This is a genomic window from Candidatus Woesearchaeota archaeon (assembly GCA_027858315.1).
Lineage (GTDB): Archaea > Nanobdellota > Nanobdellia > Woesearchaeales > UBA583 > UBA583.
The window spans coordinates 38,232-62,621 of the sequence record JAQICV010000072.1; the positions used below are offsets into that span (position 1 = coordinate 38,232).

General features: G+C 28.0%; 22 protein-coding genes. 9 read left to right on the forward strand and 13 right to left on the reverse strand.

The genetic code is table 11. The features are described from left to right. Positions 1-54 precede the first annotated feature (54 nt). The 4 genes from PF569_06725 to PF569_06740 all read left to right on the forward strand — a co-directional run bounded on the left by PF569_06725 (position 55) and on the right by PF569_06740 (position 4,415). Positions 55-639, forward strand: coding sequence for a CBS domain-containing protein (locus PF569_06725; GenBank protein ID MDA3855932.1), 585 nt, complete (start codon positions 55-57; stop codon positions 637-639). A gap of 135 nt (positions 640-774) precedes the next feature. Next, positions 775-2,019, forward strand: a complete 1,245-nt coding sequence (gene metK / locus PF569_06730) for a methionine adenosyltransferase (protein MDA3855933.1) — start codon at positions 775-777, stop codon at positions 2,017-2,019. Between the two features lie 35 nt (positions 2,020-2,054). Next, the gene (gene metG / locus PF569_06735; GenBank protein ID MDA3855934.1) at positions 2,055-4,064 is read left to right on the forward strand and encodes a methionine--tRNA ligase; all 2,010 of its coding nucleotides are present in this window, start codon (positions 2,055-2,057) and stop codon (positions 4,062-4,064) included. A gap of 51 nt (positions 4,065-4,115) precedes the next feature. Next, the gene (locus PF569_06740) at positions 4,116-4,415 is read left to right on the forward strand and encodes an MGMT family protein (GenBank protein MDA3855935.1); all 300 of its coding nucleotides are present in this window, start codon (positions 4,116-4,118) and stop codon (positions 4,413-4,415) included. Here the strand turns inward: PF569_06740 and PF569_06745 are convergent. The 5 genes from PF569_06745 to PF569_06765 form a co-directional block, all read right to left on the reverse strand. Further along, a complete protein-coding gene (locus PF569_06745) occupies positions 4,412-5,137 on the reverse strand; it encodes an alpha/beta hydrolase (GenBank protein ID MDA3855936.1) in 726 nt (241 codons plus the stop codon). The genes PF569_06740 and PF569_06745 overlap by 4 nt on opposite strands. Before the next feature lie 34 nt (positions 5,138-5,171). Next, positions 5,172-5,816 carry a TVP38/TMEM64 family protein gene (locus tag PF569_06750; protein ID MDA3855937.1) on the reverse strand — a complete coding sequence of 215 codons (645 nt, stop codon included), beginning with the start codon at positions 5,814-5,816 and terminating at the stop codon, positions 5,172-5,174. A gap of 78 nt (positions 5,817-5,894) precedes the next feature. Then, positions 5,895-6,884 carry a glucokinase gene (locus tag PF569_06755; GenBank protein ID MDA3855938.1) on the reverse strand — a complete coding sequence of 330 codons (990 nt, stop codon included), beginning with the start codon at positions 6,882-6,884 and terminating at the stop codon, positions 5,895-5,897. A 46-nt stretch (positions 6,885-6,930) separates the two neighbouring features. Continuing rightward, a complete protein-coding gene (locus PF569_06760) occupies positions 6,931-8,385 on the reverse strand; it encodes a PH domain-containing protein (GenBank protein ID MDA3855939.1) in 1,455 nt (484 codons plus the stop codon). Continuing rightward, positions 8,372-9,376 (reverse strand): PH domain-containing protein, encoded by a 1,005-nt coding sequence (locus PF569_06765; GenBank protein MDA3855940.1) that lies wholly within the window; start codon positions 9,374-9,376, stop codon positions 8,372-8,374. Before PF569_06765 ends, PF569_06760 begins: the two co-directional genes overlap by 14 nt. 59 nt (positions 9,377-9,435) lie before the next feature. Between PF569_06765 and PF569_06770 the strand changes: the two genes are divergently transcribed. Together PF569_06770 and PF569_06775 are read left to right on the forward strand one after the other, a co-directional pair. Beyond that, the gene (locus PF569_06770; GenBank protein MDA3855941.1) at positions 9,436-9,990 is read left to right on the forward strand and encodes a hypothetical protein; all 555 of its coding nucleotides are present in this window, start codon (positions 9,436-9,438) and stop codon (positions 9,988-9,990) included. A gap of 50 nt (positions 9,991-10,040) precedes the next feature. After that, positions 10,041-10,610, forward strand: a complete 570-nt coding sequence (locus PF569_06775) for a hypothetical protein (GenBank protein ID MDA3855942.1) — start codon at positions 10,041-10,043, stop codon at positions 10,608-10,610. A 3-nt stretch (positions 10,611-10,613) separates the two neighbouring features. On the opposite strand, the gene PF569_06780 is transcribed toward PF569_06775, so the two are convergent. The 3 genes from PF569_06780 to PF569_06790 all read right to left on the reverse strand — a co-directional run bounded on the left by PF569_06780 (position 10,614) and on the right by PF569_06790 (position 13,820). Then, the gene (locus PF569_06780) at positions 10,614-11,567 is read right to left on the reverse strand and encodes a transketolase family protein (protein MDA3855943.1); all 954 of its coding nucleotides are present in this window, start codon (positions 11,565-11,567) and stop codon (positions 10,614-10,616) included. Positions 11,568-12,260: 693 nt separating this feature from the next. After that, positions 12,261-13,103, reverse strand: coding sequence for a transketolase (locus tag PF569_06785; protein ID MDA3855944.1), 843 nt, complete (start codon positions 13,101-13,103; stop codon positions 12,261-12,263). Between the two features lie 54 nt (positions 13,104-13,157). Then, on the reverse strand, positions 13,158-13,820 hold the full coding sequence (locus PF569_06790) for a hypothetical protein (GenBank protein MDA3855945.1): 663 nt from the start codon (positions 13,818-13,820) through the stop codon (positions 13,158-13,160). A gap of 104 nt (positions 13,821-13,924) precedes the next feature. Here PF569_06790 and PF569_06795 point away from each other — a divergent pair, with 104 nt between their 5' ends. From PF569_06795 to PF569_06805, 3 genes are read left to right on the forward strand one after another with little or no spacing between them, the layout of a single operon-like run. Further along, positions 13,925-14,404, forward strand: a complete 480-nt coding sequence (locus tag PF569_06795; protein MDA3855946.1) for a hypothetical protein — start codon at positions 13,925-13,927, stop codon at positions 14,402-14,404. Continuing rightward, on the forward strand, positions 14,401-17,280 hold the full coding sequence (locus PF569_06800) for a DUF2341 domain-containing protein (GenBank protein MDA3855947.1): 2,880 nt from the start codon (positions 14,401-14,403) through the stop codon (positions 17,278-17,280). The genes PF569_06795 and PF569_06800 overlap by 4 nt, the downstream gene beginning before the upstream one ends. Before the next feature lies 1 nt (position 17,281). Continuing rightward, positions 17,282-21,163, forward strand: coding sequence for a DUF2341 domain-containing protein (locus tag PF569_06805; protein MDA3855948.1), 3,882 nt, complete (start codon positions 17,282-17,284; stop codon positions 21,161-21,163). 19 nt (positions 21,164-21,182) lie between these two features. Here the strand turns inward: PF569_06805 and PF569_06810 are convergent, their stop codons facing one another. The 5 genes from PF569_06810 to PF569_06830 form a co-directional block, all read right to left on the reverse strand. Continuing rightward, positions 21,183-21,974 carry an exodeoxyribonuclease III gene (locus PF569_06810; protein ID MDA3855949.1) on the reverse strand — a complete coding sequence of 264 codons (792 nt, stop codon included), beginning with the start codon at positions 21,972-21,974 and terminating at the stop codon, positions 21,183-21,185. Between the two features lie 67 nt (positions 21,975-22,041). Continuing rightward, on the reverse strand, positions 22,042-22,449 hold the full coding sequence (hjc, locus tag PF569_06815; GenBank protein MDA3855950.1) for a Holliday junction resolvase Hjc: 408 nt from the start codon (positions 22,447-22,449) through the stop codon (positions 22,042-22,044). Then, positions 22,449-23,063, reverse strand: coding sequence for a DUF2238 domain-containing protein (locus tag PF569_06820; GenBank protein ID MDA3855951.1), 615 nt, complete (start codon positions 23,061-23,063; stop codon positions 22,449-22,451). Before PF569_06820 ends, hjc begins: the two co-directional genes overlap by 1 nt. Before the next feature lie 50 nt (positions 23,064-23,113). Further along, a complete protein-coding gene (locus PF569_06825; protein MDA3855952.1) occupies positions 23,114-23,815 on the reverse strand; it encodes an HAD hydrolase-like protein in 702 nt (233 codons plus the stop codon). After that, the gene (locus PF569_06830; GenBank protein MDA3855953.1) at positions 23,812-24,210 is read right to left on the reverse strand and encodes a helix-turn-helix domain-containing protein; all 399 of its coding nucleotides are present in this window, start codon (positions 24,208-24,210) and stop codon (positions 23,812-23,814) included. The genes PF569_06825 and PF569_06830 overlap by 4 nt, the downstream gene beginning before the upstream one ends. Positions 24,211-24,390 lie beyond the last annotated feature (180 nt).

The following is a 24,390-nucleotide window of genomic DNA, read 5'->3' on the forward strand; positions in this document are numbered from 1 at the left end:
TATTAATAATTCTTTAAAGAATAGTTATATAAATTAAGAATAATTAAAAAATATATGATACAACTAAAACAGGATTTTACTAAAAATGAAATTTTAGAGGTTGCTAGAGAATTTAAGAGACGAAGAAATTTTCTTGATATCTCACAATTGAAGCTTGCAAAAATTGCAAATTTATCACAATCAATTGTCAATAAATTAGAAAATGGTAAAATTGATCCTACTTATTCTACTATTTTGAAAATTGAAAAAGCGCTTAGTGAACAAGAAGAAATTTCAAATGTCAAAGCTGAGAGTATTATGATTAAAGAGATTATATCAGTAAAACCTAATTGTAAAATTTTTAATGTTTTAGAACTTATGAGAAAAAATGATTTTTCGCAACTTTTGGTTTTTAAAGATAATATACCTATTGGAACAATTTATGAAAAAACTATTCTTGATGTTATAACACAGAAAATAGATATTTATGAAACACAAATTAAAAAATTTATTGAACCAAATCCTATTATTGTTCCTCCCGAATATAGTGCATCTGATTTGAGTTATATTTTTCAAAATCATAAAATTAAATTTGTTTTGGTCGGGAAAAATAATGAAGTATTAGGACTTATTACTAAAAGTGATTTATTTAAACAATAAGTAATTATTCTTTAAAGAATAATAATGTCAAGACGCTTTATATAAGAAATTTTATTAATATTAGTATGGATAATAAGAATACACAGTCAAAAATCTTTGATTTTTTCGGTGCATTTTTTCTCCACTTAAAACAAAATGGATAAAAAATATTATTTTACATCAGAGAGTGTTACAGAAGGACACCCAGATAAGATTTGTGATCAAGTATCAGATGCTGTTCTTGATGCTTGTTTAAAACAAGACCCTTATTCTAGAGTTGCATGTGAGAGTGCGACTAAAACTGGAATGATTATGCTTTTAGGAGAGATTACTACAAATGCAAAATTAGATTATCAAAAAATAGTTAGAGATAAAATTAAAGAAATTGGTTATGATGATTCAGATAAAGGATTTGATTATAAAACTTTAAATTTACTTGTTGCAATTGAACAACAGTCCCCAGATATTGCTCAAGGAGTTAATGAAGGAGAACAAAAAGAGATAGGCGCAGGTGATCAAGGTGTAGTCACTCTTGATAATCGTTCGGAACCTTGTTCACAGACCAAAGAACTTGGTGCTGGTGATCAAGGTATAATGTTTGGTTATGCTATTAATGAGACTCCTACTTATATGCCTTTGACTATTGATTTGGCACATAAACTTACATTTCAATTATCTAAGGTTAGAAAAGAAGAAACATTGTCTTATCTTAGAGCTGATGGGAAAACTCAAGTTACTATTGAGTATGAAAATGATGTTGCAAAAAGGATAGATGCAATTGTTGTTTCAACTCAACATAGTGAGAATGTTACGCTAGAACAATTAAAGATAGATATTATTGAATATGTAATTAAACCTATTATTCCTAATGAATTATTGGATCCAAATACTAAATATCATATTAATCCAACAGGTAAATTTGTAATTGGTGGACCTCAAGGAGATGCAGGACTTACAGGTAGAAAGATTATTGTAGATACTTATGGAGGACATGGGGCTCATGGAGGAGGAGCTTTTAGTGGAAAAGACTCAACAAAAGTTGATAGGTCTGCTGCATATATTGCTAGACATATTGCAAAAAATATTGTTGCAGCAGAATTAGCAGATAAATGTTTAGTTCAATTATCTTACGCCATTGGTGTTACTGAACCAACTTCAATTCATGTTGAAACTTATGGGACTGAAAAAGTTCCTAAAAATGATTTAATCAATGCAATTAAAACTATATTCCCTTTAACTCCAGGAGGAATTATTGATTACTTAAAACTTAGGAGACCTATTTTTTCAAAGACTGCAGCATATGGACATTTTGGTCGTGATGATAAAGATTTTACTTGGGAGAGTTTGAATAAAGTTAATGAATTAAAAGAAAAATTAATTCAAAAAGTTATAATTAATTAAATAATTTTATAAAATACTTTTATTTATCTTATATTATGAGTAAGGATAAAAAAAATAACAAGAATAATTTCTATATTACAACACCTATTTATTATACAAGTGGCAAACCACATTTAGGACATGCTTACACTTCAATTGCTTGTGATGTTTTAGCTAGATGGAATAGAAACATTGGGAAAAATGTTTTTTTTTCTACAGGGACTGATGAACATGGACAAAAAGTTGAACAAAATGCAAGAGCTGCAGGAGTTGAGCCTAAGGAATTTGTAGATAATTTAATTCCTGCGTTTAAAGAACAACTTGAAAAATTAAATATTTCTAATGATTATTTTGTTAGAACAACTGATGAACACCATAAGAAATTTGTTCAGGATATGCTTCAAAAATCATTTGATAATGGAGATATTTACAAGGCAAAATATGAAGGTTTGTATTGTATTGATTGTGAGCAATATTACAAGGAAGAAGATTTAATGGATGATAATATTTGTCCGATTCATAAAAAGAAAGTATCTAAGATGAGTGAGGAGAATTACTTTTTTAGACTTTCTAAATATGAAGATAAGTTGTTAAAATTATATGAAGATAATCCTGATTTTTTATCCCCACATTCTAAAGCTAAAGAAACCATTAATAGAGTAAAAGAAGGATTGCAAGATATTAGTATTTCAAGAAATAAGGAGAGTTTGCAATGGGGAATTGAACTTCCATTTGATAATACACAGGTAGCATATGTTTGGTTTGATGCTTTGTTTAATTATGTTTCTTTGTTAGATAAGAATGATAAGAATGAGTTTTGGCCTGCAAGTGTTCATGTTGTTGGAAAAGATATTATGTGGTTTCATAAGGTTTATTGGCCAGCTTTTTTGATGAGTACCGGTTATGAGATGCCAAAGAAAGTTTTTGCGCATGGTTGGTGGACTGTTGATTCAGAGAAAATGGGTAAGGCATTAGATAATGTTATTGATCCAATTAAAGTTGCTCAAAAGTATGGTGTGGATGAATTTAGATATTATATGTTAGCTCTTGGCGCATTTGGAGATGACTTAGATTTTTCTTATGAAACATTTGCTGAGAAAATTAATAATGAATTGAATAATGATTTAGGAAATTTGATTTCAAGGGTTCATGCAATGACTAACAAGTATTTTGGTGGCAATGTTCCTAATCAAGAAAACTTAAGCCAACATGAGATTGATTTAGTTGAACAACTTAATATTTTTAAACCTTTTAATGAAGCAATGCAAAATTTAGAATTTAATAAAGCAATTAATATTTTATGGAAAGCAATTAGAGAAACAAATGTATATGTTAACAAAGTTGCTCCATGGAAAGAGGAAGATATGAAGAGACTATCTGCAATCATGAATACTTTAAATTTTGCAATGAAAACATTTGCTGACTATATTGATTGTTTCATGCCTTCAAAAGCTCAAAGAATCAGAAAGCAATATAATTTTGAGAAAGGAAGTTTTGATAAGTTTGAAGCAATTCCTGCTGGACATACTTTAGGTGAGAAAGATAATTTATTTGAAAAGATTAAACTTGAGAAGAAAGAAGAACCTAAAGAAGAGGTAAGAGAAGGTTTTAGAAAATTAAATTTAAAAGCTGCTCAGATTGTTAAAGTTGAATTACATCCAGATTCTGAAAAATTATTTGTTTTACAAGTTGATTTAGGTAGTGAGAAGAGACAAATTGTCTCTGGGCTTCAAGGCATTTACAAAAAAGAAGAATTAGAAAATAAAAAAGTAATTGTTATTGCAAATCTTAAAGCTGCAAAACTTGGAGGTTATGAATCTCAAGGTATGATTCTTGCATGTGAAGATCCAGAAATCGGACATGATGATTGTGGATTGCTTACAACTACACTAAAAGTAGGAGCGCAAATTTCTTGTGGAAAAGATGTAGCAGATAATGATGCTCAAATTAAATCAAAAATATTTCAAAAAACTGAGATGTTTGGAAAAAGCGGTAAAGTGCTTTACAATGATACTGAATTGAAAGGTGTTGGAATTGATAGAGACTTTAAAGGCAAAATTTGTTAAAATAAAATCTTAAATAAGTAACTTTTTAAATTATCAAATTAAATATATAAGATGAAATCTTTTTCTGAGAGAGTTTATGATGAACTAAAGAGAGTACCAAAAGGGAAAGTTACAACATACAAAGAATTAGCTCTAAGGTTAAATACAAGAGCATATAGAGCAGTTGGAACTACACTTGGTAGAAATCCTTATGCGCCTCAAGTTCCTTGTCATAGAGTTATTAATTCGAACGGAAAGATAGGGGGATTTATGCATGGAACTGATGAGAAAATAAGACTACTTGAATCTGAAGGAATTGAGATTAAGAATAACAAAGTAATTAATTTCAAAAAAGTATTATTTGAATTCTAGTACTTTGAGAAAAACTTATCTGCTTTTTCAAATAATAGTTGAGGAGAGTTTAAATACCACATATGATCATAATCTTCTAAAATGTCTAATTCAAGATTTCCCAATGAATTTTTTCTTTCTTCTAATTCATTTATACTTTCTTTAAAAAATTCATCACTATTTGAATGAATCATTAAAGATGGATTTATGGGATGTATTTTTTCCCAAGAATACTCTCCAATCTCTTTTACCAATGCTCTTGATTTTAAAGGATCTTTAAGAAAATTTTTCATATATTTTAATTTGCCTAAAGAATTTTCGTGTACAAGATATAATGCTATTAACGAAAATCTAATTTTGGGAAGTAATATCTTTGTTGGTAAAATTGGATTAATTGCAATTCCTGCTTTATTTTTATTATCTACATCTTTTAATAATTCTAAAACTAATGAACCTCCACAAGATTGTCCTATTAAATATCTCTTATCTATGTCTAATGCTTTCATAAAATTTCTTGCAATTTCGACATATTCGTTAAGAGATTTAGGTTGTACTTTTAAATAATTTATTGCAGTAAGCTTTGGTGCAGTAATTTTATATTTGCTTGCAAAGCAATCAATTAATCCTGAACACAAGTTTGGAGGAATACCAAATCCATGAAAAAAAATTATGTCTTTACCTTCACCTTTTTGAATATAATCTATTTTGTTTTTTCCAACTTCAATAGTTTTATACTCATTCATATTTTAAGATTAAATACTATGTTTATAAGTCTTTTTAATTCTCTAATCTATATTTAAAATGGTATGATAATAAAAACATCATTGAAATTATGAATATTGTAATTACTGATGTGTTTATTGGATTGATTTTAATTGAACTCCCAAAGTATACAAAAACTATTACCATAGGAATCATTCCAAAAAATGTTACAGTGGCAAATTTTATTAGTTTAATTTTTGTAAGGCCTGCACCATAACTCACAATATCAAATTGAAAAAATGGAAATAGTCTAAATATGAAAATATATAATGCTAATAAATTTTCGGGAATTTTTTCTATAAATTCGAGTTTATTTTTGAATTTTTTTAAAATATATTTTCGCCCTAATTTTCTAGCGAGATAAAATGCAGTTATTGCTCCAATTTCTGCTCCAATTAATGTGTAAATTACTCCGTTTAAAGTTCCAAATATTACTCCTGAAATTACTGCAAGAGGAAATGATGGTATTGGAGATATTATTATTGCTATTGCCATAATTAATATGTATACTAATGGAGCAAAAATCCCAAAATTTAGAATATATTCTTTTGTTTTCTCTAAATCCGTAAAATAATATTTTGAAAAAATAAATATCAATACTATTAAAACTAAAAAAAATAAAATGTATGTTAAAATTTTTAGATTTTTTTTATTTATCATAATTAATCACTAATTTTAGTATTAATAAAACTATTCTTTAGTATAATTGTGATTATTAATTCTATTAAAATGAAGAGCTCATAATTTTATAATTTCTTCATGTTTATTTAGATAATTCATTAATCCTAATAAAGAACAATTATAATCTTTGATTATATAAACAGGTGTATTTTTTAATAAACTTTCAAATAAATGATTGTTTGTTAACTCTTTTATGAATTCTTTTTTAGAGAAATCCATATTATTTGCAATTATTCCTCCCCCAATATAAAGACCAGATTCACATAGAGTTTCAAGTATTTGATTTTTACATGCTCTAGAATAATATTTGAAAAATTGTCTCATTGTTTCTCTTGCAATTGGATCCTTTTTTTTATTCTCAGAAATTTTTGCAGCAGAAGATTTATTTTCAATTCCAGTATATTTTTTTTGTAAAAATGAATATATATATTCTATACCTCTTCCAGAAATTATATCTTCAAGTACCACAACTTCTTTTGATTCTTTTTCTCTTATGAATTCAACTAGTTCCAACTCTTCTTTATCATATGCTACAAAATCACAGTGTCCTCCTTCAGATGCTTGAACTAAATAATTCTTGTTTAGTTTATCATATATTAGAACAGCTTTCCCGAAACCAGTTCCTGCTCCAATTACAGCTGCAGTTTTACCTTTTTGAACTGTTCCTTTGTTTAAAATTTTAACATGTTTTTTCTCTAATTTTTCTACAGAGTATGCAATTGCTTCAAAATCATTTAATAACTCTATCTTTGTTAGAGTTGTTTTTTTCTCAAGTTCTTTTGTATCAATAATAAATTTAGAATTTGATAATTTCACTCTATATTTATCAATTTCACCTGCGACACTTAAAATTGCTTTTTCAGGTTCAACTTTATATCTTATATTACAAATTTTTAAAAAATCTTTTAGTAGGTTTTCAAAAGAATCAAATGCAGCATTAGGTTGAAGTTTTTGAAATATTATCTCATAATCCTTTTTTAATCTTTGAACTAATGCTAAATTTGAATTTGTCCCACCCACATCGCCTATAAGAACAAACTCATCCATCTAATTAAATAAAAAGTTTACTCATTTATAAAATCTTTGGTGATAATTAATTCATCTCACCAATTATTTCTTTTAGTTCTTTATATACTTGCTCGTATTCTTTTACTGAATTTATTTTATTATCTACCATCCCAGTTCCTGGTGTGTATAAAAAAACAGTACCTTGTGATAGAATTCTATCAAATAACAAGTTTCTTCTCAACTCAATATGTTTTATATTTTTAAAGTAAATCTCTTTTTTAGTAATATTTAAAATTCCACTTTTATCAACAATCTTATTATCAAAAAATTCATAAGAAGTATTTTTCCATAAAATTAATCTTAATATTATTATTAATAAATAAATTATTCCAAAGAAAATTGAGCCTATAAATCCATAAGGTATGAGAAATAAACCTGCAATTATTGGTATAAAAAAAATACTTGTCCAAAATAAATTTGTGATAAAGAATGAACTTGAAGGACTAGTCTTATAGCCTTCCTCTTTTCTGTATTCAATTGCTTCTTTTACTGATTTTCCTGAATATAAATTAGAGACTATTTCAGAGAATCTTTCATAATTTCTTAATAGTTCAAGTTTAGGGTCGTTGTCTCCTCCAGTAAAGATTTTTACAGAACCAACTTTGAATAAAGAGTACGAAATCAAATTTCTATTAATTTGAGTATTAGTTATTTTTTTAATTGGTACATAAGTTTTAGCTGAAGAAAAAAAGTAACTATAACTTGATTCAACTTTGTCTTCATAAATATAATTCGTTTTTTGTCTTAATCTTAAATAACCTATGAATTGCCCTAATAAAATTAGAAGAGAGATTAACATATAAAAACCTATAATTCCTAAAGCAATCATATTAACTATTTGTGTGTCTTCAGGAAGATTATAACTATTTGTAGGCAAGATTCTCAGTACAAATTCATATATGAAAAATGAAACTATTGAAAATAAAACCATGAAAATTAAATTTAATCCTATTGAAAATATTTTAGGAGATGTTGAAGGTTTTTCTTTGTAAATATCTTTAGTGTCTGTTTCTAGATGTATTACTCTTGCTAATCTTTGAAATATCTCATCATAGTTTTCTATTGAAGAGAAAATTGAATTTATTCTGTAAGCATTAGCATTTTCTCCTGGTTGTAAATTAAAATTATTTTTACCAAATATTCCAAATTGAACACTACCTAATCCTGTTAATTTTTGAATAGGAGATCTTGACTGAGTTATACTAGTTATTTGATCAACTCTAAAAAATTTAGATTGCTCGGATAAAAAAGAGTATTTAATCATTATCTCATTTTCATTAGTTATTGTATATGTTAAAAATATTTTTGAAAATATTCCTGCTATTACTCCAAGACCTATTGGAATTAATATTGCAATTCCAAATAAAATTGTAGGATGAATTAAAATAGCAAGTATTATTATTAATACTAAGTAAATTACTGAAAATCCTGAAAGATACATTTCTGGTTTAATGCTTGGTTTAAATCTAATTTCTTCCATGTTTCTTTAATACCTCCTTTAAATTTGCAATTATGGCCTCACCATTTTTGACATAACTTATTTTAATTTCTGCACCTGAGCTTCCTGCAGTCTCAATATCGATTCTTGATACTCCAACTATCATTTCTATTAAACCTTTGTGTAAGGAAATATTTGTTATTCTCTCAAGAGGAATTGTTGCTTTGTGTAAATTAAAAAAACCATCATAGTATTCTAATTTGTCCGTATAAAAATCATAGTATTTTTTTTTGTATGCTTTGTATGTAAAAAAAGGAGCGATGAATAACCAAATAATTGAGACTACCAAAACCATAAATATACTTAAGATAGGATAACTCGAGTATAAGGCTATCCTTGAATCTATTAATACATATACACCAAACATAATAAAGGAAATAAATGTAGAAAAAACACTAAATGCTGTAGCAATTCCTGCACTCGGTTTAATTCTCTCAACTAATTTACTTTCTTCAATTTTTTGATGAGTGCCTCGAACTTCTCCTTCTGCGTTAAGTTCAATACTTTTATTTAGTTTAAGTAAATTATTTATACCTTCATATATTTTTACAACATCTTTAATTCCTGAAATGTTAATGTCAGCAGAATTAGAACCACTTGTATATACTGCAATTGAACCTGTCCCAAATAGTTTGTCTAAAAAAAAACTTATTCTATAATCAACATTTGTAATTTGTCCTATTGGTATATCTTCTTGAATTTCACTTATGAATTTTTTATTTCTTGTTATGAATTTTTTATTAATGAAATAGGTTGTATTTCTAACTTTCCCAATTGAGTTTACAAATGAAGTTATTAGTACTAATATTAAAAATACTATAAGCGAATTGCCAGCTAATTTAGTATAGTAATCAACTTGTGGAACTAAGTTTATTATTCCTATTCCTATAATAAATATTATAATAAAAAAGATAAATATTATCATACTTGGAAATAAAACTCTATTAACACTAGGTTTAAATTTGAATTCCATAAATACTTCATAGTATAATATTATTATAAAGGTTTGTTTATTAATGAAAACGTTAATATATGAGTCCTAACTATATTAACTATATGCATTTTAAAGCTGATTTAGATTATTATGATTTTCATTTAAATGTTGATATAGATTTAGTAGAAAAAAATTCTCCAGACAAACTTGAATCGGTATTATTTAATACTTGGTCCTTTATGAATAAAAATATTAAAACTACTATTCCTTGTAAATTAGAACCAATTCTTTCACCAATTAAATACAAAAAAAATGGAGTAATAAATACTGGTAATAGTCTCATATATTCTCAATCTCAACTAAATGATTTAAGAGAAATTGAAAAAGAAGAAGTTTTTATTTTAGATTATCTTGTTTCTAGAGATACAATTACCTTTGAAAATAAATTTAGATTCCCAATCATTAATATTAAAGATCATTTTGATGGACTTGTATTAGTTTATGATTACATAGAACAGATTTATGGTGTTGAATTTGAATTTGAATATAAACTTGATACAATGAAAAATAATATCAAGAATATTATTAAAGATATTAAAAAAAGAGATAAATGTGTTGAAGAGTTATTTTCTAATAGTTTAGCTCAAAAATAATATTATTACTAAATAGTAAATAATATAAAGGATAGAAATATTTTTTAGTTATGGAATTAGTTTATAATTATATATCTTTTAATGAGTCAAGTGGAACTTTATTAGTTAAAACAGAAATTGAGAGTGATAAAAGTAATCATTTGAAACTTGTTAAAATCTTAAAAAGAATAGGAAATAATTTGTCTAGAGTTAAGTCTTCTATTGATACTCTTAAATATGATGATATAATTGCTCAAAATTTTTTAGATGCTACGGATGGTGAATATTCTACAATTAATGATTTTAGAATAGATGCTGAAAGTTTAGAAGAAGATGAAAATGGTTTTGAAGAAAGTGAGTCATATAATGTTTGTTATATTAGTGTTAGTAATAGTAGAGAAAAATTAAATATTAAAACACAATTTGAATGGCCTATTTATTATGATAGGAATAATTATTTGAGATTTATGAAATCTGTAATTAATTTTCATAAAGCTTCATATATATTTGATTTATCAAAAGAGTACAGTTTTGCAAAAGGCTATAATAATATTGATGTATTATATGATACTTATCTTCAAAATCTTGGTAATAGATTTAATGAGGGAATTAAGAAGAACTCTCTTAAAGCAGTTAAATAATAATTACTTTCTCTTTAATATTTTCTTTGCTCTTTGAATAATTTCTTTTGTCGAGATATTATATTTTTCTAAAAGTTCATATCCATTTCCACTTTCTCCAAAGGTATTTTGTACGCCAATCATCTCAATTGGGACTGAATAATTTTGTGAGAGATATTCTGAAACTGCACTTCCCATTCCTCCTTGGATTTGATGTTCTTCAATTGTTATTATTGCTTTTGTTTTTCTTGCGTATTCAAGAATTGTTTTTTCATCAAGTGGTTTTATTGTGTGTAGATTAATTACTGATGCTGAAATATTTAGAAGTTTTAATTCTTCTCTTGCTTTTAGAGCAAATTGGACTGTTAGTCCGGTTGCGATTATTGTTAAGTCTTCACCTTTATCTAAAACTTGAGATTTTCCAATTTCGAATTCAGTTTTAGTATTAGTTATATTCATACCATTTTCTCGTGATAATCTTATATATACAGGGCCTTTATATTTAGCTGAAGCAATTGTTGCTTGTTTGGTTTGATTTTCATCACATGGAACTATTACTACTAAATTTGGAAGAGTTCTTGTTATTGCTATGTCTTCTAGTGCTTGATGTGTTGCACCATCAGGGCCAGTTGTAAGTCCTGCATGACCACCTACTATTTTTACATTAGTATTTGAGTAACATACACTAACTCTTAATTGGTCCCAATTTCTCCCAGGATTAAATGCAGCGTATGATGCTACAAAAGGTATTTTATTATTGATTGTCATTCCTGCTGCTGCAGAGAGCATATTTTGTTCAGAGATTCCAAATTCATAAAAATTGTTTGGATTTTGTTTTGCAAATTCACCTAGTTTTAAAGAATCTTTTAAATCAGCACAAAGACCTACAATGTTTTTATTTTGTTTAGCAAGCTCAACCATTGCTTTTCCAAAACCATTTCTAGTTTGACCTTTTGAGTTATCGTCTAAAGTTGAAATATATGATTCTGAAATTTTTCTTTTTAGCTCTTCAAAAGTAAATTTGTCAATAATTTCTAATTGAGTTATACTTACTCCTAAATCTAGAATTTCTTTATTTGAGAATTCAGGAAGTGAATGAGAATATCTTTCTAATATTTGTTTTTTTAATTCTGTTTTATTTTTTATATTTTCAAATGAATTTTCAAAATCTTCTTTTTGTAATGTATTGCAATCTATGTAATTTCTAACTTCTAAACATTTTGCCACATAACAATTGTTTAAATCTAAAACTGGATAAGAAAAATCTTCATCTGAGATGTAGTGGCCTTGTTTTAAAATTTTCACGAGTAAATACACTTTTCCTTTTTCATGTCCAGAATATTGTAAATTAAAATGAGTTAATAATTTTTGATTTTTATGTATTAATTTATAATCATTTTTTTGAATTTTGATTATACCATCAAACTTATTTTCTTTTAAAAATTGTTTATAATCTATTTCTTTCTCTTTTGTAATTATTTTAAAGTCTTTTGCTTCTCTTATTACTTTTTTTTTTGTCGAATTAATTACTCTTATTTCATCTAATTCTTTTTTTGTTTCAATTTTTATTTCTGTGTCCAAGATTTTAGGTTTTTTGAGCATTTTCAAAAACTCACCTCGCTGATTTTTTGAACGCTGCTAAAATTTGATTCGCAAATTATTATCATCATTTTAGAATTCACCTCTTTTAATTTTTAATTCAATAGCTTCAAGTTCTTTGATTGCTTGTTTTGCTTCTTCATCATTTGGTACTTTTCCATGCCACTCAGATTTTCCTTCCATGAAAGATATATTTTTTCCAGGAGTTGTTTTTGCAATTAGGACTATTGGTTTTCCTTTTAGTTTTTTTATTTCTTTAAATACATGTTTGATTTGTTTTATATCGTTTCCATTGAATTCTATTGATTTACAATTAAATGCTGTGAATTTTTTATTTAAAGGTTCAAGCGGTAATACAAATTCAGTATTTCCATCAATTTGTATGAAATTCCTATCAACAATTATTATTAAATTGTCAAGTTTTTCTTTTCCTGCAAATAGTAAAGATTCCCAAATTTGACCTTCATTTAATTCCCCATCTCCCACAAAACAATATACTTTGTTTTTCTTTTTATCTCTTTTTAGAGATGCTGCAAGTCCTACTGCTTGAGACAAACCTTGGCCTAGAGGACCTGAAGAGTTTTCAATTCCTGGAAGTGAATTGTTATGTGGATGACCTTGGAGTCTTGAGCCTAATTTTCTTAAAGATAAGAGTTCTTTTTTTGGAAAATAACCTGAATGCGCAAGAGTTGCATAAAGAACTGGACATATATGACCATTTGATAAAATTACGAAATCTCTATCTTCTTTATTTGGTTTTTTAGGATCATGTTTTAGATTATCAAAATATAGAGTTGTGAAAATATCAGTAAGACCAATTGCTCCAGCACTGTGTCCTGATTTTGCTTTGTTTAACATTAAAACTATATCTTTTCTAATATCATTAGACTTGAGTTTTAAATCTTTTAAGTTCATAAGAATTATATTAGTATTTATGTTTAAAAAAAGTTGTTATGATTGATTAGGGAATTATTGGACAGTAGTTCTAAATGTTCCTGTTGAAGGAATATTTATCCCAGTTTTTGGATTTTGTAATATTATATTAATATTTCCTTCTAATATATCTCCTGATTCAATATTTTCTAAACTTGTACAATCAAATGTTAGTAAGCCATTTTGGCCATTAATAAAACTTATATCAGATGGAGACTCAGTTTGAGTAGCTAAATTTTGCGCAATTTTTAGAGGACAAATTTTATTTTCAATTAATACTTGAGAACCTTCCAAGATTAAATTAGAACTTCTTGTTCCAACAAATGTTACAAGTATTGTGAATTCATTTTTATTTATATCATAAATCATTGATGATGAATCTCCTATAAGATTATTAGTTAAATCTAATTTGTTTGAAAGTAATCCACTAGAGACTTCAATTTTATCAAAATCTACATAATTAAATATTGAGAATATTAATACTCCAACAAATGTGAAAAAAATGATGACAATAAATAATATAAGAAATACTGATGGTGATTTATATTCACTTTGGGATGGTCTAGTCTCTAATTTTTTGAATACTAATTCTACTTCTTTTCTTTTTACTCCATGAGATACTAATTGATTTATTATTGATTCTCTAGAATATTGATTTTTATATTTTGAAACATAATCTCTTATTTCTTCTCTTTGCATGATATTATCTTATTATGTTTGTTTTTAAAGTTTTGTTATAACAAATGTGTTTTTACAATAAAAATCACAAATAAACTTATAAATAGAAAATCATATAAGTTTATATGATTTTTAGCCCCGAAGGTTATTCTTCAAAAAATCATGCATGTACACTTAGTACTATAATTAACATAGAGAGTTTTATCTATGAAAATTCGGGGCTTTACTCTAAAACTGAGCTTTGGAAGGCATTACCAAAGAAAATCATGTATCAATCTTACAAAATAGTGCTAGAATATCTTCTTAATTCTAATAAAATAACAATTCGGGGCAAGAAAGTTATATGGAATGGAAGAGATTCTAAATTTAATTTAGATAATTTTAGTGCACAAAATCATAATGCAACACTTAATACAATTTGTTCTATTGAGAGTTTTTTAGTAGAGAATTCGGGGCTTTACTCTAAAACTGAACTTTGGAATTCATTGCCAAAAAAAATTATGTATCAAACATATAAAGTTATTCTTGCGTATTTAGACCATTCAGATAAATTAAAGATAGAAGATAAAAAAGTAAAACTAATGCTTGGAGGTCAGAGCCAATGATTAGTCGAAAATCTTTGATTAAAATTAGTATGGTTTTTGTTTTGATGTTACTTATGATTAATTTAGGATTTAGTTGGTGGGATGGTAGTTATCCATTAAGACAAACAATTAATGTTTCAACTCCTAGTGGAACTGCTCCTGCAGATTATTCTGTAGAGATTATTTTGAACTCTACGATTGTAGGTGCTGGATTTGATTGGAGTCAAGCATGTTATAATAATTTATCTAAGATTAGGCTTGTTGATGATACTGATAGTGTTAAATTAGATTATTGGATTAAGAATTGTTCTTCTAGTTCCGAGGAGATTTATTTATGGACAAAAATCCCTTCAGGAATTACAACTGCAGGATATAATGTTTTTATGTATTATGGAAACTCAGGTGCTAGTTATGAGGGAACTAATGCTAGTGCAGTCTTTGATTTCTACTTTAATATGAGTGGTCTTACAATTTCTTCAGAAGGAGCAGGACAGGATTCTTCAGGAAATGGAGATATTTTAGAGAATGGTAGAACTTTTCATACTTGGGGAAATTCCTGGAAGGTTTTGAGTGGATTTACTAGTTATGCAATTTATAATAATGGGTCACAAATGTTAGATTTAAGTTTTAGATCTAGTGATTGTGGTGAGATTGCTTCTATTAAGTTTGATACAAATACTGTCCAAGAAGATACTAATAATTATAGATGGTGTGGTTCTCAAACTAATTGGGGTATTGTTCCTGATGATCCTTATTCAGGTTCAAGTAATTGGGAAGATGTAGGTAGCGTTTTGAATGATTTTACTGTTACTCCTACTCATATTCACCTACCTATTGATGATGATGCAGATGCAAGTGGTGATATTTATTTCAAAGATATTAGAATTAGAAAATATGTAGCTAATGAGCCTGGGTTTATTATTGGAGGTGAAGAAGCAGTTGATACAACTTTGACTTATATGAATCCTATAACAAATTATACTACAGGGAATAATACTGTTGAATTTACTTGTTCTGCTGTTACAACAAATACAACTGAATTAGATAATATCTCAATTTATGGTAATTTTAGTGGAAGTTGGAGTTTGAATCAAACTACTAATTTAATTGGACAAATTAATAGTACAAATTTCACAATTAGTCTTCCTTTGAGTAGTGGAGTTTATTTATGGAGTTGTGTTGCTTATGATCAATCAGGAGGATTTGATTGGGGAGTTAATCATACATTAATTATTGATAAAACTCTGCCTCAAATTAATCTGCATTCTCCTTTTGGAAGCGTTCAGGATGTAACACCTACGATTAATGTAAGTTTTAGTGAGACTGTTACTAGTTGGTTTAATATTGATAATGGATTAAATCATAGTTTGTGTAATAATTGTTTAAGCATCGATACATCATATCTGCATTTAGCTGAAGGAGATTATGCAATTAATATATTTGCTAATGATAGTTATGATAATTTTAATTCATCATTAAATAATTCATTTACTATTGATATGAAAGGTAATTTCTTTGAAAATTTTGTTGATGATTCAAGTATTGATTCTTTTAATGATGCTTTATGGAATGGTGAAAATATTTCATATTCAGGTGGTTCAATTAAATATTACCAAGGTTTAGAAATTGGAGTTTTATCTTCAGATATGACTTATATCGCTAATCAATGGAATGGTGCTGCTAATGCTGGTGAAGTAGATATTACTTGTATTGGAGGAGATGCTAATTGTTGGTTTGTTCGTCAAAATGGAACAAATGTTTCAGCACCACATATTGGTAATGGAGTCACTACATTAGATTCTGATTTCTCAACAGTAGGATTTGTTATGTATTCTGAGGAAGATATTCATACAAGATTTAGTCCAGCACCACATGCTCAACAGAGTAATTATTTTGTTGCAGTTTGTTATAATTCTGGACAGTGGTATTATGATGATAATAATGGGTGTAATGAAGCATTTACTCCTATTTCTTCAGATGTACTTGTAGCAAATTTGACTTGGGGTATTGGAAGTGTTAGTGAGAATATTGCCGATAGGTCAGGGAGTAGCGAAGTGATTTTCAAATCGATTAATACTACTAAAGATATTACAAGTATTACAAATATTACCTGGGATGAGTATAATTCTGGAAGTAATAAATTAGAAGTTAATTTGAGTTTTGATTATGGAATGAGTTGGTATAATATGAGTAATGGATTAGCGTTTAGTAATTTTACTGGAAATAATTCTATGATTGTGAAATTAATTGTTAGTAGTGATGGACTATCAAGTGTAAGTTTGGATAATTTGAACATTAGCTGGATTTCAGATAATGCGCAAGTTCCAATTATTAATTTGACTTCACCTTTAAACTCAACAAATATTTTAGGAAATGGAACTATTGAATTAGGATTTAATATTACAGATAATGAATATAATCTATCTTGTAATTTATATTTGAATGATTTATTGAATAGAAGTTTTGGATGTAATAATACAATTAATTATTATAATCTAACACTTCCTCGTGGAAATTATAATTGGATTGTTGAAGTTTTAGATAATGAGAATAATACAATTAATTCCTCTAAGCATTATTTTAATTTGATTAATGAATATGATTTAAGAATTCGAAAGGAAATTATTTTTGAGAATAATGACCAGTATAAAATAATTCAAAATGTTAGCTCTATTTTGAGTGAGATTCCTAATTATAATATTATTGATTTTGTTGATAATAGTTTTAATTATGGGTCTTTTGGAACGCTTTATGATTGGGAAAATATAACTTCAGGCTTAAGTTACAATGGAACTGTTCTTGGTTGGGAATTGAATTTAGAATTTAATAATACATATTCAGTTGTCGGAGTTGATGATTATTATCTTGGAAATTATTTTGTTGTAGGGGTTGACTAAAATGATAAACATAAATGTGCAAAGGACTTTGAAGTTTTGGATGATGATTCTAGTGCTTAGTATGTTTAGTATTCAGTTTGTACATAGTGCAAATAATTGGTGGAATGATGATTTTGAGTATAGAAAAGAGATTAATGCAACAAATAATGGATTTTCTGTATTGTCTGATTTCCCAGTTTATTTTAATATTAGTTATGAGACTAATATGCAAGCAGATTATGATGATTTAAGATTTATTAACGGAGATTGTAGCTCGCCACAGAGTAGTCAGTTAGAGTATGAAGTTGAATTGTATAATGCTTCTTTTGCAAGTGTTTGGGTTAAGATTCCTAATTTTTCTCTTGGTAATAATAGTGTTTGTATGTATTATGGTAATTCAACTGTTCTTAGCGCTGCTAATCCTACTTCAGTTTGGAATACTAATTATGGAATTGTTTATCATATGGATTCAACTGGACAAGATTCTACTTCAAATAATAGAGATAGAGTTGCAGATGTTGGAGCGCCTACTGTTAATAATACATTCTTGGGTCATGGTTTAACTTTTGATGGAAATGATGCATGGTCACTTACAAATATTGCTTATTGGGAAATTGAGTGGATGGATAGGGTTCATGAGATTGTGTTTGAGACTAGTAGTGATGTTACAACAAGACAGACTCTTTTTGCAGAAGGAGGAGGCACTAATGGAATTTTGATGTACATTGTTGGAGGAGAGTTGTATGCAAGATGGTGGTCTGAGAGTTCTCCTAGTTGGGCTGGTAATCATCTTAATGTGTCTGTTGCTGCTAATACTAAATATTATGCTACAATGTATCTTTCTGAGAGTGGAAATTATTCGCTTTATTTGGATGGAGTACTTATTACTACACTTGCTTCACCAGATCATATGGATGCACATAGTGGTGATGGAGGTATTGCTTATACTGGAGCAAATAATAAAGATTATCATGATGGTAATTTTGGTCCTGGGATTTATTTTACTGGAAATATTTATGAGATGAGAACCCAAGATTCATATTTAGATGATAATTGGTTTTCACAAACTTCTAATAATATTTTAGATCATAGCGCGGTTACATTTTATGGTTCTGAACAAAAATATTATCCAAATATTAGTATTAGTATTACTTCACCTTCAACTGCTGCAATTATTGCTATTTTACAAAATTATACTCAAGAGATTAATGTTACTGTTTCATGTGAGGGGAAGAGTTCAACTTCTTGTGGGAATTTGAGTTTGCATTCAATGTATAATTCATCTAGTTTGTTTAACGATATTTCAACTGTTAGTGGAACTACTCCTATTTGGAGTTCTTCTTCTCAGCCACAGTATTGTCTTTTATTTAGTGGAGAGAGTTGTAGTGTTTCATGGATTGTTAATATGACTGGAGATATTGGAGAGAAGTATTTGGTTAATGTTTTAGCAAATTCAAATATTAGTGCATATGATAATATTACTAGTGATAATTTAACTATTAAAATTGTTGAAGGAAATGTAGTATCATTTAATGTAACTAGTTATACTTTTGCTCCTTTTAATAAACAAAGTGGAAATAGAAGTGTTGTTTTAGATGTTGTTTCAAGTATTGGGAATAATTCTAATATTATTGTAGCTTGTGAGAGTGGAAATTGTTCTACTATTACTAGTAATTGGACTAATGGAATTAATTTGAGTGATAGTAGTACTAAAAATATTGAATTTGAATGTTCTGATTCTGATTCGGGTTCTTATAGCGCTGTATTTAATGTGACTTCTGATGAGTATACTGATAAGACTCTTATTAAAATTGATTGTGAAATTAATAGAGTTTATGGACCAATTCAGATTAATCTTGACTTACCTACTCCTTATAGTATTAAACAGATTGGACAGAATCAAACTTTCACTATTAAAGCTACGATGGATTGTGTTGGAACTTGCTCAAATGTTAGTGCTTATGCAGTTTATAATTTGACTAAGAATCCATTTGGTGATTCAAGTGATGGAGAATTAAATGTTACTGCTGCAAATACTGTTGTTAATTCATACACTTATTTGGCTGGCAATGAGTTGTCTGGAGATGCAACTATTACTGTTAATGATGGGACTGATTTTAGTATTGGTGATGAGGTTTTAATTATTCAAATGCAAAATGGTTCTGGTATTGGTAGTTCAGGTTATTATGAGTTTGTAAGTATTTCAAATAAAGTTGGGAATGTTTTAACTCTTGATTCAGGTCTTAAAAATGATTTTGGTTCAGGTACTTTTAATGTTACTTCTGCTTCAGCTACTCAAGTTGTTAGAGTTCCTCAATATAGTAGAGTTGATGTTAATTTAGGGGCTTCAATTACTGCTCCTGCTTGGAATGGAGAATCTGGAGGAGTTGTTGTATTTAGAGCTTCTAATTATGTCAAAACTCTAGGTTATATTAATGTTTCAGAGAAAGGTTTTAGAGGAGGAGATTGTAATAATTGTGGAGATAGCGCTTGGGGAGATCAAGGTGAGGGATATTTAGGATTGGGAACTAATTCATTGAGTGCTAATGGAAATGGAGGTGGTGGAGGTTATGGTCCAACTGGACTTGGTGGTGAGCCTGGCGCAGGAGGAGGACATGCAGGAGTAGGTGGAGATGGATTAGGACAATTTGGAACAGATGCTAGTGGTGGAACAAGTATCGGTTTAGTTGATTTATCTAAATTATTTTGTGGTGGAGGAGCTGGAGGAGGAGGAGATAATGATGGCCTTGCGATCTTCCCAGAATATATTGATGGAGGAGGAATCGTTATTGTTTACTCTCAAGAAATTATTGATGCAAGAGTTTTATCGAAAGGTGAGGAAGGAGAAATTAGTCAGAATAATGGAGGAACTAGTGGAGCAGGAGCAGGTGGTACTATTTGGCTTGTTGCTCATACTCTTTCGATGAGTGATGTTAATGCTAAGGGTGGAGCTAGTGTTATAGGATATGGATCAGATACTGGTGGAGCTGGAGGAGATGGAAGAATTAGGCTTGATTATAATACTAAGGTTGGAGCTTCTACTCCTGCTTCAGGATTTGATGGGACATTTTTAGATTTGATTAATGCTATTTCAACTGCTTCTGGAATAATGCCGCTCTGGACTAGTTCATCTAATTTACAGTCTTGTGTTCCTAGTGAGGATGGTAGTTGTATTTTCAATTGGAATGTTAATGCATCTGGTTCAATTGGCACTCAAGTCAATGTTAGTGTATTTGTTTTATCAAATTTAACTTCTAGGATTAGTACCAATTTATCACAATACGCAACTATCAACATTACAAATAATACTATTCCAACTATTACTTTAATTAGTCCTATTAACGCTAGTAAATTTATTGGAAATGGAACTATAGAATTTTCATTTAGAGTTGATGATGATGATTCAACTTTTAATTGTAGTTTTTATTTGAATGATGTTTTTAATCGAAATGTTTCTTGTGATAGTGGAGTTGATACTTTTATTAATTTGACTCTTGCTCCAGGAGTTTATAATTGGACGATTAATGTTGTTGATTCTTTGAGTAATGATGTTAATTCTACAACTAATCATTTTATTTTTATTAAAGATTATTTTGCAAAAATTAGAAAGAGTATTAGAAGTATTAATACTGATTTGTATATGGTTGAACTTGTAACTAATAATTCTGCTACTAATAGTTCACTTTATCATACTGAACTTGAATTTGTAGATAGTAGTTTTGCTTATGGTTCTTTTAATACATTGTATAATTGGACTAATTCTACTTCAGGAATATATAATGGGGATATTCTTGGTTGGGATTATGTTGTCATAGATGTTTCAAATGGGTTTGAGATTAATTATTCTGTAGTTGGTGTTGATGATTATTATTTGAGAGAGAATTATAGGATATTTTTGGAATAAAAAATATAACGAATTAAAATTAAAATTTAATTTCTAATTCTACAGGACAATGATCTGAGCCCATTACTTCATCTCTTATTTGTGCATTTGTTAAATTGCCTTTTAATAAGTTTGATGTGAAAAAATAATCTATACGCCAACCAACATTGTTTCCTCTTGCGCCAAACATATATGTCCACCAAGTATATTGTTCTTTTTCTGGATTAAATAGTCTGAATGTATCAATGAATCCTGCTGCAATTATATTGTCAATTCCTTCTCTTTCTTTATCAGTAAATCCTGCACTTCCAGGTTTTGTTTTTGTTGTCATATTTGATTTGTCGTTTTTAATGTCTATTTCCTTATGTGCTGCATTTAAGTCGCCACAAAAGATTACAGGTTTTATTTGTTCTAGTTTTTTTACATGAGTTAAAAAATCTATATCCCATTTTTCATATCTGTAATCTAGTCTTTCTAATTCTCGTTTGGAGTTTGGAGTGTATACAGTGACTAAAAAGAATTTCTCAAATTCAGCAGTGATTACCCTACCCTCGGTATCATGCTCTTCAATTCCTAAACCGTAGGATACATTTACAGGTTCTAACTTAGAGAATATAGCTGTCCCAGAGTAACCTTTTTTCTCGGCAGAGTTCCAATATTCGTACTTGTATCCTAAAACCTCTAATTCATGCTCTAATTGGTCTGGATGCGCCTTTGTTTCTTGAAGACAAAAGACATCAGGATTCATTTCTTTAATTGAGTCTAAAAAATCTTTTTTCATGATTGCCCTTATACCATTTACATTCCAAGATACTAATTTTAATTGTTCCATATAATATTATATGTTTCTTTTATTATAAAAATTAGTTGTCTAAAAACTGGGTGGTAATCAATAAAAATTATCCAATCATATCTTCAAATTCGAATCCTTTTCTTTTCATTGTAATTAAATCAATTACATAGTTTTCTGATTTAGTTTGTTCTAGTTCTGAAGTTGGAATGAAGTACCATTGGTTTCCTTCAAATTTTACTCCAACCCAAGCTTCTGCACCAAATTTTTCTGAGAAGAAGTTTAAATCATTTATTTCTTGACGAGTAAAATATTTTTTTACACCATTTACTACTTTTACTTCCATTACTATTTTTTTATCTCCTCTTGAGGCTAATAAGTCTGGTGCAGGATATTTTGTTGAACCTGAACCTGCAACTCTTATACATACCCATTCATTTGTGTCCCAAAATCTATGGATTAGTTCGTTTTCTGCTGCTGTCCCTTTTGCCTTTTTATTTTTTACAAATCTAGCCATCAGTTATTTCTTTTAGTTATCTTCTTCAAGTCTCTTCTAAATATGAAAGCAAATAATGCTGTTGCAGAAATTGCTCCTAGTGTATCAGCTAATATGTCTTTTTGAGCATCCCAAATATCACCCTGAGAACCAAGAACTTCCATTCCTGCTTCAGAATCTCCTATAACTGCAAATTGCCACTCAAATAATTCATAAGCTCCAGCAAGGGACATGATTGCAAATATTGCAAATAAGAAAACTACCCATTTAGAATTTACAAGTTTCTTTTTTGTTAAAAATTCTGCAACTGCATATGCGTAAAATCCAACTGTGAAATGAGCAATTCTATCATAATGATTTCTTTCAAATCCAAAGAAGTTTGTGAACCAATCAAATGGTACTCTTGAGAATGTATAATGACCTCCGATTGTGTGCATGAAGATTAAAAAAGACATTAGAATGTAAGATGTGTTTGAAAATTGAAATTTTCTATAAGTTAAAACAAGAAATAAAACTATTAAAAAAATAGGTAGATTTTCTGCTATCCATACTGTTCTATCATAAGGATTAATTCCTAATGCAATAAATACTACCAAGTAAATTAATAATAAAATATGAGGTACTTTTAGTTTCATAATGAAATTTAAAAGAATTCAGTTTATATATTTTTCTTACTGTTAGAAGTTTAAAACAAACCTAATTTTAATATTTGCTCAAGATTTTCAGTTTTATAATCAGCTTTTGAATCTAAATAATCGCCATTATATTTCCCTTCTCCTTTTACTCTTATTGTTGTAAATCCTACATAATTTGCAGGAGTTATATCTGTAGATTCCTTATCTCCGATCATAAACAAATCTTTGAATTTTAAATCATGTTTATAGTGAATCAAAATTTTTTGATAAAGATTAATATTTTTTTCATGTTCGATACTATCAGTTATGTATATATTTTTCTTATCAAAAAAATGGTCTATTTCTAATCTAAATAATTTTTCCCATTGTTTTATTCCAATACCTGAACTAATTATTCCTAAAGTATATTCTTTGGATAATTTTTTTAGAACTTTAATAACTCCTTTTGGGAGATATCGATGAATATCTCTTTTAGTTTTATGATAAGTCATAACTGCAACTGCAGAATACATATCAATTTCCCTTTTATCTAAACCGTAACTCTCCAAAATTGAGTCATAATGCTTTGTTGAATTTGGACCTTTTTCTTCATATACTTTTTGAAATTTTCTCCACAAATCATTTTTATTTGTATGTAAACCCTCATCAATCATTGCTTGAAAACTTGCATCTCTTGCATTATTCACAAATAGAGCTGAATTAAATAATGTATCATCTAAATCAAAAAAGATTATTTTGTTATTTTGTTTCATTTTTGTTTCTTACCAAAATATTTTTTCTTTGGAATTTTTACCTCCATTTTTTCTGCAAATGAGTTTAAATGAGCAATGAAACATTTTATTTGAAAAAATGTTATTTTCTCATTTGCTGCTTCTTTTATTTCGGAGAGTTTTAAATCCTTATTTTTTTCAATAATGTCTGAAATTTCTTTTTTTATGTTCTCTTCTAAAATATCATCAATATTGATATAACTTTGAGTTATTAAATCTATTATTTGCCTTTCAATACTTTCTTCTTCAAATCCTCTTTTTTTTGCAATTTGAGAAATTGAGTTTTTATTGAAAAATAATTCGAGTGTTTCTTGTAGTGTTGGGGTTAATTTTTTCTTTTTTGTTTCAAGATTCCATTTACTCCAAGATGATTCCATAGTAAATTAGGAATTATCTCATTTATATATTTTACTTTTAACTGAAAGAATATTTTATTTCAGGCTTCATCCGATTGAGTATAAACAACAACTAATTATCTATTTTTATCTAAAAATTTATTTTTTGAATAAAAAATCTAAATTGAAAATTTAGAATAAAAGAAATATTCTTATGCATAT